Source organism: Streptomyces guryensis (assembly GCF_021261325.1).
In the GTDB taxonomy this organism is placed as follows: Bacteria; Actinomycetota; Actinomycetes; order Streptomycetales; family Streptomycetaceae; genus Streptomyces; species Streptomyces guryensis.
Window position 1 is genome coordinate 16945 of the sequence record NZ_JAJSBI010000039.1, and the last position, 17130, is coordinate 34074.

Below are 17130 nucleotides of genomic sequence, written 5' to 3' on the forward strand. Positions count from 1 at the left end.
TACGTCTCAGGCGCCAGGGGGCGCGCGCCTGAGGGCTCACACCCCCGGCGTCTGCGCCCGGCTCACGTCGTAGACCCCGGGTACGTTCCGCATCGCCCGCATCAGCGCGGGCAGGTGGGCCGCGTCCGGAAGTTGGAGTGTGTACGTGTGGCGGACGCGCTGCTGGGTCGGGGGTTCGACGGTCGCGGACACGATCTCGGCGCCTTCGAGGGCCATCGCTTCCGTCAGGTCCGCCAGCAGATGGGGGCGGACGAACGATTCGGCGAGCAGCGTGACCCGGCACTCGATGGTGTCCCCCCAGCGCACGTCGACTTCCGCGCGCCCCCCGCTCTTCATGCGCTCCACTGCGGCGCACTCGACGCGGTGGACGGTGACCACACCGCCCCGTACGGCGAAGCCGGTCACCTCGTCGGGCGGTACGGGCGTGCAGCAGCCGGCGAGGCGTACGGTCGCGCCGGGCTGGTCGACCGTGATGTCGGCGGTGGTGGGGCGGGAAGTCGCTCCCTCGGCGGCGGGCCGGGGAGCGGCCGAGAGCTCCTCGTCGGACTCGTACACCCGCTCCCGCTCCTCCTCCTGCACCTCCTCGTGCGTCGGGTGCGCCGCGAGCCACCGCTGGATGGCGATACGGGCAGCAGGCGTATGAGCGTGCTCCAGCCACTCCCTGGAGGGCTCGGAGGCCGGGTCCTGACCCATGAGGAGCTGGACCGTGTCGCCGTCCCTCAGGACCGTACTCAGCGTCGCCAGGCGGCCGTTGACGCGGGCGCCGATGCACGCGTGCGCGTCCTCGCCGTACTGGGCGTATGCGGCGTCGACGCAGGTGGCGCCCTCGGGCAGGCCGAGCGTGCCGCCGTCGGGACGGAAGACGGTGATCTCTCGGTCCTGGGCGAGGTCCTCGCGGAGAGTGGACCAGAACGTGTCCGGGTCGGGCGCGGCCTCCTGCCAGTCGAGGAGGCGGGACAACCAGCCGGGCCGGGTGGGGTCGACGCGCTCGCCGTCGGCCGGAGCGTGCTCCTCCGGAGGAGGAGCGTAGGGATTGCCGAGCGCGACGACGCCCGCCTCGGCGGCCTTGTGCATCTGGTGGGTGCGGATGAGGACTTCGGCGACCTGGCCGTCCGCGCGGGCGACCGCGGTGTGCAGGGACTGGTACAGGTTGAATTTCGGGACGGCGATGAAGTCCTTGAACTCCGAGACCACGGGTGTCATACAGGTGTGCAGTTCGCCCAGGACGCCGTAGCAGTCCGCGTCCTCGTTCACCAGCACCAGCAGACGGCCGAAGTCGCAACCGCGCAGCTGGCCGCGCTTGCGGGCGATGCGGTGGACGGAGACGAAGTGCCGCGGCCGGATGACGACTTCGGCCGGGATGTCGGCGTCGCGCAGCACACCTCGTACCTCGTCGGCGATCTCGGCGAGCGGGTCGTCGGCGCGGGAGGCGTTGTCGACGATCAACTCCCGCGTGTGCTCGTACTCTTCGGGGTGGAGAATCGCGAAGACCAGGTCCTCCAGTTCGGTCTTCAGCGCCTGGACGCCGAGCCGCTCGGCGAGCGGGATGAGGACGTCGCGGGTGACCTTGGCGATGCGTGCCTGCTTCTCCGGACGCATGACACCGAGGGTGCGCATGTTGTGCAGCCGGTCGGCGAGTTTGATCGACATCACGCGGACGTCGCTGCCGGTGGCGACGAGCATCTTGCGGAAGGTCTCGGGCTCCGCGGCGGCGCCGTAGTCGACCTTCTCCAACTTCGTGACGCCGTCGACGAGATAGCGGACCTCCGAACCGAACTCCTCGCCGACCTGATCGAGGGTCACATCCGTGTCCTCGACGGTGTCGTGGAGCAGAGAGGCCGTCAAAGTCGTGGTCTCCGCGCCGAGTTCGGCGAGGATCAGCGTCACGGCGAGCGGGTGCGTGATGTACGGCTCGCCGCTCTTGCGCATCTGGCCGCGGTGCGAGGACTCGGCCAGCACGTAGGCGCGGCGCAGGGGTTCGAGGTCGGCGCTGGGGTAGTGGGCCCGGTGGGCGTCGACGACATGGCTGATGGCGCTGGGCAGCCGGTCACGGGTGGCGGGGCCGAGCAGGGCGGCACGGCCGAGGCGGCGCAGGTCGATCCGCGCCCGCCAGCGCGCCGCCGGGCCTGTTACCGGACCTGGGGTCGCGGGATTCGTGGCCTCCGCACTCATGGGCACCTCCGGCTGCGTGGACCGGCGGACGGGGTGCCCCATGGCGGACACGGCTCAGGGGATGGCAACGGTCCCCCGTCCAGGCCGGTGCTTGATGCTACCGAGCCCATCACGTGCGGCTGACCGCCTCTCGCCGAGCGTGAAACGGATCACCCATTCGAGCGACGGTCTGCAGGTTTACGGTTTCGCGCCATGCGACACGAGGCCGCCCATGATTTCGAACGCGCGGTTCTCGCCCCGGAGATACTCCTGTGCGTCCTCCGGCACACAGGCCTCGGATCCCAAGCCACCGCCCCGTTCAGCGAACGAAGGTTTCCAGCCACTCGGGTTCGATTTCGCCCTCCGCGACGATCACTGCGGGGCCGGTCATCTCGATCTCGCCGTCGGGCTGTTCGGTGATGACCAGGGTCCCGCCGGGCACATCGACGGTGTACGTCGCCGGGTCCCCGGTGACGGCGGGGTCGGCGCCGTCCCGGCGGGCGGCGGCCACGGCGACGGCGCACGCGCCCGTGCCGCACGAGCGGGTCTCGCCCGCGCCGCGCTCGTGCACACGCAGGGCGACGTGCCGGGGGCCGCGGTCGACCACGAACTCCACGTTCACGCCGTCCGGGTAGGCGGAGGCCGGGCTGAACGGCGGTGGTGAGTACAGGGTGCCGGCGTGTGCGAGGTCGTCGACGAACGCGACCGCGTGCGGGTTGCCCATGTTCACGTTCCGCGCGGGCCAGCTGCGCTCGCCGACGCTCACCGTGACGTCCCCTTCCGGGAGGCGCGCCCGGCCCATGCCGACGGTGATGTCACCGTCCTTCGCGATGTGCGCGCTCTTCACGCCCCCGCGCGTGGCCACCGCGAGGTCGCCCTCGCCGACGTATCCGGCGCGCTGGAGGTAGCGCGCGAACACCCGCACGCCGTTGCCGCACATCTCCGCGATCGAGCCGTCGCCGTTGCGGTAGTCCATGAACCACTCGGCCTCGGCGGCCATGTGCCGCGCCTCGGGGTGCGCGGCGGACCGCACCACGTGCAGCAGGCCGTCACCGCCGATGCCCGCGCGGCGGTCGCACAGGGCGGCGACGGCGGTCGGGGGCAGGTCGATGGAGTTCTCGGGGTCCGGCACGATCACGAAGTCGTTCTCCGTGCCGTGACCCTTGAGGAAGGCGATCCGCGTGCGCGTGCTCATTCCTCGATCGTAAGGGACCACCCCGCTGGGAGTGACAGACGGAGGGGTGGTGAGTCCGCTCGGGCCGGTGGGGCGCGCCCACGCGGCGGCGCCGCATGTCGACACAGCCCCGCGCCCCTTTCAGGGGCGCTCTAGCGGAGCCTTGCCACGCGCCACACGGCGAGCACTACAACCGCGGCGACGACCACGACGTATGCCAGGACGACCCGCCAGTCCGGTCGGCGGCCGGAGCCGCGCTGCGGCAGGCCAGGGCCCGTGTAACCCACCCGGCGGGCGGCCATCATGCCCCAGCCGGCCGCGCAGGAGCAGATCAGCAGGCCCAGCATGGCGATGACGGCGCCGCTGTCGCCGAAGTCGAAGGCGAGCGGAAAGGCGAACATCAGGGAGCCGACCGCGGCCAGGGCGACGATGGGGGCGAGCTGCCAGATGCGCAGACGGCGCTGCGGGCGCAGCTCGACCTCGACCTCCGGGCCACCGGCGAACAGCTCGTCGGGCTCGGGTCCGTCGTCGGTCACTCCGCCCTGAGTCTCATCGGGCCCGTCCGGGCTCAGACGGTGCTCGTCCTGCTCCGGTTCACCGCTCTCGACGGTGAGGGGCTCGGTGCCTTGTGCGGTGTCGCGAGGGCCGGCCTCCATCGCCACGCGCCCTCCCAACTAGGACTCCACTTGGTCGATCGAAGCTCGATGATGGCACGGCGCCGGAGGCCGGAACGGCGGCCGGAGCGTCCCGATGCCATGACGTGATCAGGCTGTGACCGGTCGTTCGACCAACGCCAGCGCCCGCTGCGGAAGTTCTGTGAGATCCGCCGCAGCCCCGCTCAGCCAGTGCACCCGCGGGTCGCGCCGGAACCAGGAATCCTGGCGGCGCGCGAAGCGCTTGGTGGCGCGCACGGTCTCGGCCCGCGCCTCCGCGTCGGTGCACCCACCGGCCAGCGCCGCGAGCACCTGCTGGTAGCCGAGCGCGCGGGCCGCCGTACGCCCCTCGCGCAGGCCCTGCGCCTCCAGCGCGCGCACCTCGTCCACGAGCCCGGCGTCCCACATCCGGTCGACCCGGCGGGCGATGCGCTCGTCGAGTTCGGGGCGGGCCACGTCGACGCCGATCTGGACGGTGTCGTAGACCGAGTCATGACCGGGGAGGTTGGCGGTGAAGGGCTGACCGGTGATCTCGATCACTTCGAGGGCCCGGACGATACGGCGGCCGTTGCTGGGCAGGATCGCCTGCGCCGCCTCGGGGTCCGCGGCGGCCAGTCTGGCGTGCAGCGCGCCGGAGCCGCGCAGCGCGAGTTCCTCCTCCAGTCGGGCCCTGACCTCGGGGTCGGTGCCGGGGAACTCCAGGTTGTCGACCGCGCCGCGGACGTAGAGGCCGGAGCCGCCGACCAGGATCGGCCAGCGGCCTTCGGCGAGCAGGCCGTCGATCTTGGCGCGAGCGAGCTTCTGGTACTCGGCGACGGAGGCCGTGACCGTCACGTCCCAGATGTCGAGGAGGTGGTGCGGGATACCGCCGCGCTCCTCGGGCGTCAGTTTGGCGGTGCCGATGTCCATCCCCCGGTAGAGCTGCATGGAGTCGGCGTTGACGACCTCGCCTCCGAGCTGCCGGGCAAGGAAAACGCCCAGATCAGACTTTCCGGCTGCGGTCGGTCCGACGACGGCGATGACTCGGGGGGCGGGGGGTGCGGTGCTCACCGCACCAGTCTCGCAAACCCCGGGGGCACTCCTCGAACGAGTTACGTGACGGCACAGGTGCCGGGTCGTTGCCCGTTGCGAGGTTCTCGCCGCCGGTTTCGGGGGGCGGCGACCCGGGCGGCGCAAACGGGCGCACCGGACGACGCGGGATTTCACCCGCACAAGTAACGTATGGAGTGGATATGGGCGTTTTCGCACGACTTCTGCGGAGGTCGAAGGCTACGGAGGAGGCGTCAACCGCCGAGGCTCAGGCCGACACACCGACGGCCGAGCCCGCGACGGAGGGGGCGGCAGAGGCGAAGGGGTCGGCCTCGGCCGAGGAGCCCACCGAGGGCGATCCGGAGGCGACGGAGGCCGCCGAGGCCGCCTCCGGTGAGAGCGTCGAGATCCCCAAGCAGCAGTCCGCCGAGGAGGCGGCCGACCGCGACGCGGGCGAGGACGCCCGCACGTAGCCGCCGCGTGCGCGAGTGAGCCGAAGGGGCGTGCCGAGCCCCGGGAACAACGGAAGGTGGACCATGGGTCTCCTGAACAACCTGAAAGCCAAGCTCAACCCGGCCAAGGACAAGGTCTCCGGCCTCGCGCAGCAGCACGGGGACAGGATCACGCACGGTCTCGACAAGGCCGCGAAGGTCGTCGACGAGAAGACCAAGGGCAAGTACAGCGACAAGATCCACACCGGGACCGGCAAGGCCAAGGGCGCCATGGACCGACTCGCGCACAAGGACGGCACGGGGACGGCCGGGGGCACGACCGCACCGCCAAGTTCCACGCCGCCTGCTTCCTGAACGGCACGGCACACCGGCGGACGGCCGCGGGGCCCGAGGGCTCCCGGCCGTCCGCCGTTTACCGGCGCCTCTACGACCAGGTCGCGACCATGTACCCCACGCCGTACGGCGCGTCCTCATACAGCAGTGCGCCTGCGAGGCTCATGCCCTCGGCCGCGCCCGCAAGGACCTGCCAGGGTGCTCGGCCCGATGCCTTCAGCTCGGACGCCAACTCGGTGTCCAGAGCCTTGAGGGCCGCCACGTCCGCCGCTCCCAGCGCCCGCGCGACCTCCGCGTCGAAGGGTGCCGCGCGCTCGTCGAGGTAACCGGGGGCCTTGAGCGTGCGGCAGGCACTGGCGTCGCCCATGACCAGCAGCGCCACCCGCTCGGCCCCGGCGGCGATTTCCCTTCCGACTTGAATACACCGCTCGGATGCCAGAGGTTCCCCCACGCCGAGTCCCTCGATCGGGGCGTCGGACCAACCAGTGCGCTCCAGCAGCCACGCGGCCACTGCCAGCGAGGGCGGAAGCGACCGCTCCGACGCCGCCGGGGCCCGGTCTTCGGGCGCGACGGCCTCGGCCCGGCCGAGCCGTACGTCCATGTCGACGCCGAAACCACGGAAGGAGCCCCGCGTGCCTTCCGGATACACGCCTCGGCCACTCTGCTCCGCGGGTCCGACCACGACGAGCCGGTCGGGGCGGGCGGCCGCGAGCACACCGAGCGCGTCCGTGCAGGCGGCACGCGCGGCGTCCAGTTCGGCGGCGGCACCCGCGGCGACCTCGGGCACGAGCAGCGGCGGGCAGGGGCATACGGCGGCGACGACAAGCATGATCGGCAGGGTAACCCCGCCGACTGCCGGCGGACACCGCGCCGGGTGGACAGGTCAGTCGCAGCCGCAGCCGCTTCCCGTCGCGACCGGCAGCGGCTCGGGCACGCCGATCTTCGGCAGGCCCAGCAGGACGCCCGACGGCTTCGCCGCCTCGGCCGCGTTGCGCTTCTCCCAGGCGTCCCCCGCGCGCGTGCGGCGCACGTCGAGGACGGCGCCCTCGGCGAGGAGGTGGTGCGGGGCCGCGTACGTTATCTCGACCGTGACCACGTCGCCGGGACGCACCTCCTGCCCGGGCTTGGTGAAGTGGACCAGGCGGTTGTCGGGGGCGCGGCCGGAGAGGCGGTGGGTGGCGCCGTCCTTGCGGCCCTCGCCCTCGGCGACCATCAGCTCCAGGGTGCGGCCGACCTGCTTCTTGTTCTCCTCCCAGGAGATCTCCTCCTGGAGGGCGACGAGACGCTCGTACCGCGCCTGGACGACCTCCTTCGGGATCTGGTTCTCCATGGTCGCGGCCGGGGTGCCGGGGCGCTTGGAGTACTGGAAGGTGAAGGCCTGCGCGAACCGCGCCTCACGGACGGCGTGCAGGGTCTGCTCGAAATCCTCCTCGGTCTCACCCGGGAAGCCCACGATGATGTCGGTGGTGATCGCGGCGTGCGGGATGGCGGCCCGCACCTTCTCGATGATCCCGAGGTAGCGCTCCTGCCGGTACGAGCGGCGCATCGCCTTCAGGACCGTGTCCGAGCCGGACTGCATCGGCATGTGCAGCTGGGGCATCACGTTCGGCGTCTCCGCCATCGCCGCGATCACGTCGTCCGTGAAGTCGCGCGGGTGCGGGGAGGTGAAGCGGACGCGCTCCAGGCCCTCGATCCTTCCGCAGGCGCGCAGCAGCTTGCTGAATGCCTCACGGTCACCGATGTCGGAGCCGTACGCGTTGACGTTCTGTCCGAGCAGCGTGATCTCGGAGACGCCCTCGGCGACCAGAGCCTCGATCTCGGCGAGGATGTCGCCGGTACGACGGTCCTTCTCCTTGCCGCGCAGGGCCGGGACGATGCAGAAGGTGCAGGTGTTGTTGCAGCCGACGGAGATCGACACCCACGCCGCGTACGCGCTCTCACGCCGCGTCGGCAGGGTGGAGGGGAACGCCTCCAGGGACTCGGCGATCTCGACCTGGGCCTCTTCCTGCACGCGCGCGCGTTCCAACAGGACCGGCAGCTTGCCGATGTTGTGCGTGCCGAAGACGACGTCCACCCAGGGCGCCTTCTTCACGATGGTGTCCTGGTCCTTCTGCGCGAGACAGCCGCCGACCGCGATCTGCATCCCGGGGCGCTTCGTCTTCATCGGGGCGAGGCGGCCGAGGTTGCCGTACAGCCGGTTGTCGGCGTTCTCGCGCACCGCGCAGGTGTTGAAGACGACGACGTCCGCGTCCCCGTCCGACCCCTCGGGCGCACGCACGTACCCGGCCTCTTCGAGCAGCCCTGACAGTCGCTCGGAATCGTGGACGTTCATCTGGCACCCGTAGGTGCGCACTTCGTAGGTCTTCTCGCCCACTGCCTGGCTCCGGTCGATGCTGCTCATGTGACAAGGGTAGGCGGTGCCGGAAGTGTCTCCGGTCGCCCTGTGGACAACCTGGGGTTCACGGCTCGATGAGGCCCGCGCGGATCGCGTAGCGGGTGAGTTCGAGGCGGTCGCGCATGCCCAGCTTGTGCAGCAGGTTCGCGCGGTGACGCTCGACCGTCTTCGCGCTGATGAAGAGCAGTTCGCCGATCTCCTTCGAGGTGTGGCCCTCGGCGACCAGCTTGAGGATTTCCTCCTCGCGCTCGGTGACCGGCCGCGCGGGCAGGTCGACGCCCCGGTGCAGGTGGTCCAGGTAGGAACGGACGAGAGCCCGCTCGGCCCCCGGGTACACGAACGGCTCGTCGCGCACGGCCGCCCGGCATGCCCCCACCAGATCGCGGTCGGCGGCCGACTTGAGGACGTAGCCGCTGGCTCCGGCCTTGAGGGCCTCGAAGAAGTACTGCTCGTTGTCGTACATGGTGAGCACGAGGATGCGCAGGTCGGGCAGGCGACGGGAGAGTTCGCGGGCCGCCTGGAGGCCCGTCATACGGGGCATGGCGATGTCCAGTACGGCCAGATCGACGTCACGCGCGCGTGCCAGCCCCACCGCTTCCGCGCCGTCCCCGGCCTCGGCGACCACGGTCAGATCGGGCTCGCCGTCCAGGATGAGCCGCACGCCCTGGCGTACGAGCGCGTGGTCGTCTGCGAGCAGCACGCGCGCGGGGGATGCCATCAGCGGTCTCCGGCGGTGACGGGTACGCGCAGGCGCACCTCGGTGCCGTCATGGTGGCCGGCTTCGAGCGAGAGGTCGGCAGCTATGAGCAGGGCGCGTTCGCGCATGCCGCGGATTCCGGCGCCCTCCGGGGCCGTACCGAGGCCTTTGCCGTTGTCGCGCACGAGGAGTTCGACGCCGTCGGCGAGCGGCCGGAGGCGGACCTCGGCACGGTCGGCGCCGGCGTGCCGGGCCGTGTTGGTGAGTCCTTCCTGGGCGACGCGGTAGACCACCAGCTCCGACTGCTCGGTCAACGGTGGCAGGTCGCCGGTGATGTGATGGCGCACCGTCAGCCCATGTGTGGTGAACTCGGCGGCGAGTGAGCGCAGGGCGCTGACCAGGCCGAGTTCCTCCAGAACGCCGGGGCGCAGCCGACGGGCGATGCGGCGGATCTCGTCCAGGCCGGCCCTGGTCGCCTCCTGCGCCTGGCCCACCTCCCCGCGCAGCTCCTCGGGGGCGCGGTCGGCGACGCGCTTGAGCTGGAGGAGGACGGCGGTCAGGGTCTGGCCCACCTCGTCGTGCAGTTCGCGGGCGATGCGCTGCCGCTCGCGCTCCTGCGCGAGCAGGGCACGGGCCGTGCCGGCCGCGCGTTCGCTCTCCAGCCGGTCGAGCATCGCGTTGTACGTCGTGATCAGCTCGGCGGCCTCCGCCGGGCCGGCGACGACCGCGCGGGCGCCGGGGCGCAGCAGGTCCGCGGTGGCCATGGCCCGGCCGAGCCGCCGCAGCGGAGCAAGCCCGAGACGCAGCACGATCGCGTTGCCGGCCAGCAGCGTGGCCAGACCCACGACGACGACCAGTGCCTCGGCCGGCAGGACGGGGGTCGACACGGTGACCGGGCCGAGCAGCAGGGCGGCGGCCGCGATCAGGCCCGTGGCGTTGAGGGAGAAGATCCGCCAGAACAGTGACACGGTCCTCCCCGGTTCCGCGGGCGCTCCCGCTGTGGCTCCGGCCAGCCTCGCCGTCCGTCCCCGGCCGCGTATATCCGTGACGTCACCCATGTCGCCACCGTACGGGCGGATGGCAGCATGCGAATCGGCCGGGGTTGATCACCGGCAGACCATGACCATGCCGCCGGAACAAGGGGAGAAACGTGTCTGCGCCACGTCTGAGGGCGACGCCGCTGCCGGGCATCGGGGTCCAGTACGACCTGGTGACACGCGACCAACGCCATCTGTCCGTGGTGGCGCACCGCGACGGCGCGCGCACGGTGAACGTGTACCGGGCCGACGACCCGGACTCCTGTGCCCAGTCGCTGCGGCTGTCCGGCTCCGAGGCGGGCGCGCTGATCGACGCGCTGAAGCCGTCCCACCACAGCGCGAGCCTGCTCTACGCCTCCGACCTGGGGCTGGTCGCCGAGCGGATCGAGGTGGCCGCGCCCTCGCGCTGGAACGGGCGGGTGCTGGGCGACACACGGATGCGGACCGAGACGGGCGCGTCGGTGGTGGCGGTGCTGCGCCGGGCCGAGGCGATTCCGTCGCCGGCGCCCGACTTCCGGCTGGCGGGCGGTGACATCGTGATCGTCGTCGGCACTCGCGAGGGCGTCGACGCCGCCGCGGCGATACTCGGGCGGGAGTGAACCTGTGCACTCCGCGGTGTTGTTGATCGAGTTCGGTTCCATCCTCCTCGGCCTCGGCCTGCTCGGCCGGGCCGCCGCCCGCTTTCAGCTCTCGCCCATTCCGCTGTACCTCCTGGCCGGCCTGGCCTTCGGCGAGGGCGGACTGCTGCCGCTGGGGGCGAGCGAGGAGTTCGTCGCGATCGGCGCCGAGATCGGCGTGATCCTGCTGCTGCTGATGCTGGGTCTGGAGTACACGGCCGGCGACCTGGTCACCAACCTCAAGTCGCACTACCCGTCGGGCCTGGTCGACTGCGCGCTCAACGCCGTGCCTGGCGCGGCGGCGGCGCTGCTGCTCGGCTGGGGGCCGGTGGCCGCCGTGGTGCTGGCCGGTGTCACCTGGATCTCGTCGTCCGGGGTCATCGCGAAGGTGCTCGGCGACCTGGGCCGGGTCGGTAACCGGGAGACCCCGGTGATCCTCAGCGTCCTCGTGCTGGAGGACCTGGCGATGGCGGTGTACCTGCCCATCGTGACCGCGCTGGTGGCCGGAGCCGGGCTGCTGGCCGGGAGCGTGACGCTTGCCGTCGCGCTGGGGGCCGCGGGGCTGGTCCTGTTCGTGGCCGTGCGCTACGGGCGCGTCATCTCGCGGTTCGTCTCCAGTGACGACCCGGAGAAGCTGCTGCTCGTCGTCCTGGGGCTGACGATCCTGGTCGCGGGCGTCGCGCAGCAGCTCCAGGTGTCGGCGGCCGTCGGTGCCTTCCTGGTCGGCATCGCGCTCTCCGGGGAGGTCGCTGAAGGCGCCCACACGCTGCTGAGCCCGTTGCGGGACCTGTTCGCCGCGGTGTTCTTCGTGTTCTTCGGGCTGCACACCGACCCGGCCAGCATCCCGCCCGCCCTGCTGCCCGCGCTCGCGCTCGCCCTCGTCACGGCGGCGACGAAGATCGCCACCGGGTACTGGGCGGCCCGGCGGGCAGGGATCTCCGTCAGGGGCCGCTGGCGCGCGGGCGGTGCTCTGGTGGCGCGGGGCGAGTTCTCGATCGTCATCGCAGGGCTGGCGGTGAGCGCCGGAATCGAGCCGTCCCTTGGCCCGCTGGCCACGGCGTACGTCCTCATCCTGGTCGTCCTCGGCCCGCTCACCGCGCGCTACACCGAGCCCCTGGCCCGGCGCCTGAGCGAGCGCTGGAACGCCCGTACGGATTCCTCGCAGACATCGAGAGCGGGCGTGTCGGTGGGCGATTGACGGTCCTGCCGCAGGTTCGCGCCGCCGGAGGGCCAACGCGCCGTCGGACATCGATCGGCCGGCAGACGATTGACAGTCCCGCCGCAAGCCCCGCCTCAAGGCACACGCGCTTTCGCGGGATCGGCCGGTGGGCGATTGACAGTCCTTCCACAGGCCCCGCCTCAAGTCACACGCGCTTTCCCGGGATCGGCCGGTGGGCGACTGCCGGTCCCGTCGACGGGCCGCTGCGGGCTCACGCGACCTCGCCGGATCGGCAGGAGGGCGACTGACCGACCCGTCGGCGGGCCGCTGCGAGCGGGCAGGCACGTCGGACGGCCATGGACTGGGGCGACTGACATCTTCGTTGGCAGGCGCGCTGCACGCACCCTCGGACACCCGTCGCCCGGTGGACGAGCGCCGGCACTTCCGGCGAAGGCTGCGCCGCAGAACTCACCCCATCGCGGCCCACCTACGGGGCGCCGAACGGGTACCACCCCTACCGGCCGGGGCCACGCCCCAGCGTCCACCCACCGCGGTGCACCCCCGGCCCCGCACAAGGGCCGACCCCGCCGACCAGAGCCACCCACCAGCCGCTGGACGACTGCAAGCCAGTGGGCAGTCCCGCCCCGAGACGTCACAGACCGCCGGGCGCCCACCCCTGTCGGCGCAGTACAGCCGATACGTCCGGGGCCTCGTAGTGGTCGCCCTTGAGGACCTTGCCGTCGGCGCGGCGGGCGACCAGGCCGTCGGGGCCCAGCTTGGTCATGTTGGAGCGGTGGATCTCGGCGATCACCGCGTCGAGGTCGATGCCGTGGACCAGGGCGGTGCCGTAGGCCACGTACACGACGTCCGCCAGTTCGTGGGCGAGCTTGTCGAGTGGGCCGTTGACCGAGACCTCGGCGACCTCCGCGGCCTCCTCCGCGAGGAGTTCTCCGCGGTGGGCCGCCAGCGGGGGCGGAACCTCGGTGGGCGTACTACGGGCGTCCAGCCCGACGGCGAGGTGGAATTGGCGAACCAGGTCGGCGGGCGATGAGCTCATACGGCGACTGTATCGAGCGCCACCGACAACGCCCGGTCGTGATCCCGTTGTGACCCCTGCCCCGGTCAGCAGCCCTGGTCAGCACCGCGTTCCGGCTGGCAGGATCCCTGCCATGTCCAAGATGTTCCCCCGGATCGGCAGGCGCCGGGCCCTGCAGGGCGCGGCCGCCGGTTTCGTCGCCTTCGGGCTGCTGCTGTGGTGGCTGCTGCCCCTGGGCGAGGCCCCTCCGAGCGGAACGATCACGTTCAGCACGGGAACGCAGGCCGGGGTGTACCAGCAGTACGGCAAGCTGCTGCGCACCGCGCTCCGCAAGGACATGCCGAACCTGAAGGTGAAGCTGCTGACCAGCGACGGCTCCCAGGAGAACGTCAGGCGGGTGGCGACCGGCCAGGCCGACTTCACCATCGCCGCGGCCGACGCGGTGGAGACGTACGAGCTCGCCGATCACAATCCCGGCGCCGACGAGCTGCGTGGCGTGGCGCGCCTGTACGACGACTATGTGCAGCTCATCGTGCCGCGCGACTCGGACATCTCGTCCGTCGCGGACCTCAAGGGCAAACGGGTGGCCATAGGGCCGCCCAGCTCAGGTGTGCGGCTGATCGCCGACCGGGTGCTCAAGGCCGCCGGCATCGACGCGACGAAGGACATCACGCCGTTCGCCGACGGCATCGACACCGGTCCGGAAGGGCTGAAGCAGGGCAAGATCGATGCGTTCTTCTGGTCCGGTGGGCTGCCCACGGAGGGGCTGCAGAAGCTCGCCCACACCTTCACCTTCCGTTTCGTACCGATCAAGCCCGACCTCGTCGCCGATCTGCACGACCACAACCGCGCCACCCGTTACTACCGCGCCACCAACATGCCGGAGTCGGCCTACCCCAGCGTCCAGAACGGGGTCGCAGTGCCGACGCTGGCCGTGTCCAATCTGCTGATGACGCGCAAGGACATGGACCCCCGGCTCACCGAGTGGATCACCCGCACGGTGATCAGGAGCCGTGACGGCATCGGCACGATGGTCCACTCCGCGCAGCTCGTCGACCTGCGCACCGCGATCTACACCGACCCACTGGCCCTGCACGAGGGCGCCCGGCGCTACTACCGCTCGGTCAAGCCGTAGGGGTCCACTCCGTCGGGCAAGCCGTAGCGGTACCACCCCTCGGTCAGACCGGAGGGCTGTTCCTCGGCACGGACACCGTCACCCTGAGCCCGTGCGGCTCGTGACGGCCGTACGAGATCGAACCGCCGCCCGCGGCGAGCAGCGTGCGCGAGATGGACAGGCCGAGGCCGGAGCCCTTGATGTTCTGGTGGCGGCCGCTGCGCCAGAAGCGGTCGCCGACGCGGGCGAGTTCCTCGTCGGTCAGGCCGGGGCCGTTGTCGGTGACCACGACGGTCGAGGTGTCACCGTCGGCCGCGACCGTGACCTCGACGCACTCGTCCTTCGGCGTGAACTTGACCGCGTTGTCGATCACCGCGTCCAGCGCGCTGGAGAGCGTGACCGGGTCCGCCCAGGCGGTGGTCGGGGGGCAATTGCCCACCAGCCGGACGCCCTTGGCCTCGGCGGTCGGCGTCCAGGCCGCGACGCGCTCGGCGGTCAGCGCGCCGATATCGGTGATCCGCAGGTCGGCGTCGGCGTGCTCGGCCAGGGCCAGGTCGAGCAGGTCGTCCAGGACCTCAGCGAGACGCTTGCCCTCGGTGCGGACCGATGCGATCTCCTCATTGTCCTCCGGCAGTTCGAGAGCGAGCAGTTCGATGCGCAGCAGCAGCGCCGCAAGAGGGTTGCGCAGCTGGTGCGAGGCGTCGGCGACGAAGGCGCGCTGCTGCTCCAGGACGTCCTCGACGTTGTCCGCCATCTCGTTGAACGAGCGGGCCAGGCGCCGGAGTTCCGGAGGGCCACCGGCAGCCGCCACCCGGGACTTCAGGCGTCCGCTCGCGATCGCGTGCGTGGTGGCGTCCAGCACCCGTACCGGCCTGAGCACCCAGCCGGTCAGCCTCAGCGCGGCGCCGACGGCCAGCAGCATCGCGGCGATCTCGCCCACGCCGATGACCAGCCAGCCGTGCAGGATCCTCGAACGCAGCGCCCCGGTGGGCGAGTCGGTGACGACCACCGCGACGACGTCGCCGTCGCGGATGACCGGCGAGGCGACGACCAGACGATGGCGCTGCCAGGGCCACACCTGCTTGGGGTCGTGGCTGCGGCGGCTGAGCAGCGCCTCCGCGAACGCCTCGCGCACCTCGCCCTTGTCGGGGAGGAAGAAGGTCGGCGGTGCCTGGGCCATGGGGATGTCGGTGCGGCAGAACACCCCGGCCCGGATGCCGTAGACGCCGTAATAGCTGGCGAGTTCACTGCTCAGCGTGTCGAGGCGCTCGTCAGTGGACGTGCGCGTGGAACTGCAGGCATCGGTGACGAACTGGGCGAGGGACGCGAAGCGCGCCGTGTCGTCGATCCGGTCGACGACGACCTTCTGCTGCTGAGCGGAGGCGACGCTCACCGCGAGCGGGATGCCGAGGGCGAGCAGCACGGCTGCCATCAGGACGATCAGCAGCGGAAGAAGACGAGTACGCACCCGTGCACGCTACGAGGCCGGGGCGACGAGCCGGTAACCGACGCCGCGTACGGTCTCGATCAGGGCCGGCATGCGCAGCTTGGCGCGCAGGGACGCGACATGCACCTCCAGGGTGCGTCCGGTCCCCTCCCAACTGGTGCGCCACACCTCGCTGATGATCTGCTCCCGACGGAAGACGACCCCTGGGCGCTGCGCGAGGAGGGCGAGGAGATCGAACTCCTTGCGGGTCAGTTGGACAACCGAACCGTCCACGCTGACCTGCCGCGTGGGCAGCTCGATGAGCATCGACCCGAGGCGCAGCTCGTGGTCGCCGCCCGCCCCGGCGTCCTCGTGGACGCTGCGCCGGCTGACGGCGTGGATACGGGCGAGCAGTTCCCCGGTGTCGTACGGCTTCACCACGTAGTCGTCGGCGCCGAGGTTGAGGCCGTGGATGCGGGAGCGGACGTCGGAGCGCGCGGTGACCATGATCACCGGGGTGGCGGTGCGCTTGCGGATCTTGCCGCAGACCTCGTAGCCGTCCTGGTCGGGCAGGCCCAGGTCGAGCAGGACGACGCCGAAGCCGTCGCCCTCGGGCACCAGTGCCTGGAGGGCTTCCTCGCCGCTACGCGCGTGCGTGACGTCGAAACCGTGCCGTGCCAGAACCGCAGAAAGAGCGGCGGCGACATGGTTGTCGTCCTCGACGAGGAGCAGTCTCATCCGGGCCTCCTTCGGTTCATCGGCCGTACGAACAGGATGGGCACAAAATGCCTGGCACGCCCGCGCGTGCACCAAGGCAGTCACGCTGATGGACGAGGACGGCGTCAAGTGGGTTCCGGTTGCGGACCGCTTTAGTTACCTGGCCGATACGCGGCCCCGCCCGCGAGTGCTGTGAAGTGCTACGACACGTGTCCGATTGCTATCGGATCGTGATGCTCAGATTCCCCTCAGATGTAATGACGCTGGTGGAACGGGGTTACTACTGTCCTCCGAAACCGAGGAGGACGGAGCCCGATAGCGATGACCGAAGTATCGGTGGCCAAGGAAGATGTGGCCGCGACCGGCGAACTGGTCGTCCTGAAGAGCGTCAACAAGCACTTCGGCGCGTTGCACGTACTCCAGGACATCGACCTGACGATCGCCCGCGGCGAGGTCGTCGTGGTCATCGGGCCCTCCGGGTCCGGTAAGTCCACCCTGTGCCGCACCATCAACCGCCTGGAGACAGCCGACTCGGGCTCGATCACGATCGACGGCGAGGCGCTGCCCCAGGAAGGCAAGGAGCTGGCCCGCCTGCGCGCCGACGTCGGCATGGTCTTCCAGTCCTTCAACCTCTTCGCGCACAAGACCGTGCTCGAGAACGTGATGCTGGGCCAGATCAAGGTCCGCAAGGCCGACAAGAAGAAGGCCGAGGAGAAGGCCCGGGCCCTGCTCGACCGGGTGGGCGTGGCCACCCAGGCGGACAAGTACCCCGCTCAGCTCTCCGGCGGCCAGCAGCAGCGCGTCGCCATCGCGCGGGCGCTGGCCATGGACCCGAAGGTCATGCTCTTCGACGAGCCGACCTCGGCCCTCGACCCGGAGATGATCAACGAGGTCCTCGAGGTCATGCAGCAGCTCGCCCGCGACGGCATGACCATGATCGTCGTCACCCATGAGATGGGCTTCGCACGATCGGCTGCAAACCGCGTTGTCTTCATGGCGGACGGCCGCATCGTCGAGGAGGCTGCGCCCGACCAGTTCTTCAGCAATCCGCGCAGCGACCGCGCCAAGGACTTCCTGTCGAAGATCCTTCACCACTGAGGTTCGCCCCGCTCAGCCACCGCCGGCTCCCGTCTCTCCGCC

The 17130-nt window shown here is 71.0% G+C and carries 17 protein-coding genes; 6 read left to right on the forward strand and 11 right to left on the reverse strand.

The genetic code is table 11. The features are described from left to right. Positions 1-36: 36 nt before the first annotated feature. From LJ657_RS43730 to miaA, 4 genes are all read right to left on the reverse strand, one after another. Positions 37-2172 carry a RelA/SpoT family protein gene (locus LJ657_RS43730; RefSeq protein ID WP_232655285.1) on the reverse strand — a complete coding sequence of 712 codons (2136 nt, stop codon included), beginning with the start codon at positions 2170-2172 and terminating at the stop codon, positions 37-39. Between the two features lie 298 nt (positions 2173-2470). Beyond that, a complete protein-coding gene (dapF, locus tag LJ657_RS43735) occupies positions 2471-3346 on the reverse strand; it encodes a diaminopimelate epimerase (protein WP_232655286.1) in 876 nt (291 codons plus the stop codon). 131 nt (positions 3347-3477) lie between these two features. Then, positions 3478-3981 carry a hypothetical protein gene (locus tag LJ657_RS43740; protein ID WP_232655347.1) on the reverse strand — a complete coding sequence of 168 codons (504 nt, stop codon included), beginning with the start codon at positions 3979-3981 and terminating at the stop codon, positions 3478-3480. 108 nt (positions 3982-4089) lie between these two features. Further along, positions 4090-5028, reverse strand: coding sequence for a tRNA (adenosine(37)-N6)-dimethylallyltransferase MiaA (miaA, locus tag LJ657_RS43745; protein ID WP_232655287.1), 939 nt, complete (start codon positions 5026-5028; stop codon positions 4090-4092). 182 nt (positions 5029-5210) lie between these two features. Here miaA and LJ657_RS43750 point away from each other — a divergent pair, with 182 nt between their 5' ends. Next, positions 5211-5480 carry a hypothetical protein gene (locus tag LJ657_RS43750; RefSeq protein ID WP_232655288.1) on the forward strand — a complete coding sequence of 90 codons (270 nt, stop codon included), beginning with the start codon at positions 5211-5213 and terminating at the stop codon, positions 5478-5480. Positions 5481-5543: 63 nt separating this feature from the next. Then, a complete protein-coding gene (locus LJ657_RS43755) occupies positions 5544-5813 on the forward strand; it encodes an antitoxin (protein ID WP_232655289.1) in 270 nt (89 codons plus the stop codon). A gap of 70 nt (positions 5814-5883) precedes the next feature. Here the strand turns inward: LJ657_RS43755 and LJ657_RS43760 are convergent, their stop codons facing one another. From LJ657_RS43760 to LJ657_RS43775, 4 genes are read right to left on the reverse strand one after another with little or no spacing between them, the layout of a single operon-like run. Further along, positions 5884-6621, reverse strand: coding sequence for a class III extradiol dioxygenase subunit B-like domain-containing protein (locus LJ657_RS43760; RefSeq protein WP_232655290.1), 738 nt, complete (start codon positions 6619-6621; stop codon positions 5884-5886). 54 nt (positions 6622-6675) lie between these two features. After that, entirely contained in the window at positions 6676-8193 is a 1518-nt protein-coding gene (gene miaB, locus LJ657_RS43765) for a tRNA (N6-isopentenyl adenosine(37)-C2)-methylthiotransferase MiaB (RefSeq protein ID WP_232655291.1), read from the reverse strand. Positions 8194-8251: 58 nt separating this feature from the next. After that, on the reverse strand, positions 8252-8905 hold the full coding sequence (locus LJ657_RS43770; RefSeq protein ID WP_232655292.1) for a response regulator: 654 nt from the start codon (positions 8903-8905) through the stop codon (positions 8252-8254). Continuing rightward, positions 8905-9852: a sensor histidine kinase gene (locus LJ657_RS43775; protein ID WP_232655293.1), complete on the reverse strand. Its 948-nt coding sequence runs from the start codon at positions 9850-9852 to the stop codon at positions 8905-8907. The genes LJ657_RS43770 and LJ657_RS43775 overlap by 1 nt, the downstream gene beginning before the upstream one ends. 182 nt (positions 9853-10034) lie before the next feature. Here LJ657_RS43775 and LJ657_RS43780 point away from each other — a divergent pair, with 182 nt between their 5' ends. Then, positions 10035-10520 carry a cation:proton antiporter regulatory subunit gene (locus LJ657_RS43780; protein WP_232655294.1) on the forward strand — a complete coding sequence of 162 codons (486 nt, stop codon included), beginning with the start codon at positions 10035-10037 and terminating at the stop codon, positions 10518-10520. Positions 10521-10524: 4 nt separating this feature from the next. Beyond that, positions 10525-11736, forward strand: coding sequence for a cation:proton antiporter (locus tag LJ657_RS43785; protein ID WP_232655295.1), 1212 nt, complete (start codon positions 10525-10527; stop codon positions 11734-11736). Positions 11737-12349: 613 nt separating this feature from the next. On the opposite strand, the gene LJ657_RS43790 is transcribed toward LJ657_RS43785, so the two are convergent. Further along, the gene (locus LJ657_RS43790; protein ID WP_232655296.1) at positions 12350-12754 is read right to left on the reverse strand and encodes a pyrophosphohydrolase domain-containing protein; all 405 of its coding nucleotides are present in this window, start codon (positions 12752-12754) and stop codon (positions 12350-12352) included. A gap of 112 nt (positions 12755-12866) precedes the next feature. On the opposite strand from LJ657_RS43790, the gene LJ657_RS43795 reads away from it, so the two are divergent. Beyond that, on the forward strand, positions 12867-13868 hold the full coding sequence (locus tag LJ657_RS43795; RefSeq protein WP_232655297.1) for a TAXI family TRAP transporter solute-binding subunit: 1002 nt from the start codon (positions 12867-12869) through the stop codon (positions 13866-13868). Positions 13869-13911: 43 nt separating this feature from the next. Here the strand turns inward: LJ657_RS43795 and LJ657_RS43800 are convergent, their stop codons facing one another. Together LJ657_RS43800 and LJ657_RS43805 are read right to left on the reverse strand one after the other, a co-directional pair. Continuing rightward, positions 13912-15315, reverse strand: a complete 1404-nt coding sequence (locus LJ657_RS43800) for a sensor histidine kinase (RefSeq protein WP_232655298.1) — start codon at positions 15313-15315, stop codon at positions 13912-13914. A gap of 9 nt (positions 15316-15324) precedes the next feature. Next, on the reverse strand, positions 15325-16011 hold the full coding sequence (locus tag LJ657_RS43805; RefSeq protein WP_232655299.1) for a response regulator transcription factor: 687 nt from the start codon (positions 16009-16011) through the stop codon (positions 15325-15327). 300 nt (positions 16012-16311) lie between these two features. Between LJ657_RS43805 and LJ657_RS43810 the strand changes: the two genes are divergently transcribed. Continuing rightward, complete coding sequence (locus LJ657_RS43810; protein WP_232655300.1) at positions 16312-17088, forward strand: amino acid ABC transporter ATP-binding protein; 777 nt, start codon at positions 16312-16314, stop codon at positions 17086-17088. The last annotated feature ends 42 nt before the right edge of the window (positions 17089-17130 follow it).